Source organism: Frankia sp. CeCAU1 (genome assembly GCF_977971845.1).
In genome coordinates this window covers 1-712 of record NZ_CDWWXA010000140.1, presented here as the reverse complement: position 1 = coordinate 712, position 712 = coordinate 1, and the positions used below count along the sequence as shown (strand labels likewise).

The 712-nt window shown below is 73.2% G+C and carries 1 pseudogene; it reads left to right on the top strand.

The features are described 5' to 3' along the window. A pseudogene (locus tag AC08OO_RS19425) lies at positions 1 to 712 on the top strand (hypothetical protein); the annotation flags it as partial.

Below are 712 nucleotides of genomic sequence, written 5' to 3'. Positions count from 1 at the left end.
CCACCGCCCCGCTACCTCCGCTTCCCGACCTCCCGCCGCCCTGCCCGCTTCTCGTCCAACTCGGCACCGAACCCGACGGCGCCGAGCTCTACGCCGACCTGGAAGCCCTCGGGATCCTCACCCTCGACCCGGGCGACACCGGCACCGAAGGCCTCCGCGCGCTGGCCCGCGCCCTGCTCGCCACCCTCGCCCTGTCCCCCCTCGCCGCAACACCCCGCATCGAGGCCGTCGGCTTCGACCCCCTCGGCTTCCTCGACGACGACCGGATCGACATCGCCGACGACCTCCCCACCCTCCTCGACCGGATCATCCCTGACCTGCAGGCCCTCCACGACGAACTCGCCGCCACCGGCCACACCTCCACCTTCGCCGCCCGCGCGGCCGTCCCCGTGGAGAACTGGGAACCGACCGCGGCCCTCGTCGTCCTCCCACACCCCACAGACCACGACCCCCACGCCCACGCCGACCTGATCGACCTCGCCGACGGCGGCGGCCAGGGACTCGCCGTCGTCACCCACCACCCGGCCAGTCCGGACCCCGACGAGAATGCCGCCACCTGGCGGCTCATCTTCGACGGACCGGCAGAACCCGGCGGGGAACCTCTGTGGCGACTCGACCCCCTCGGCCTACGCGTCCTCCCCGCCCAGATGGCCGCCGACGAACTCCGCGATCTGCTCCTTCTCCTCGACGACGCCGACCAACCACCCCACCC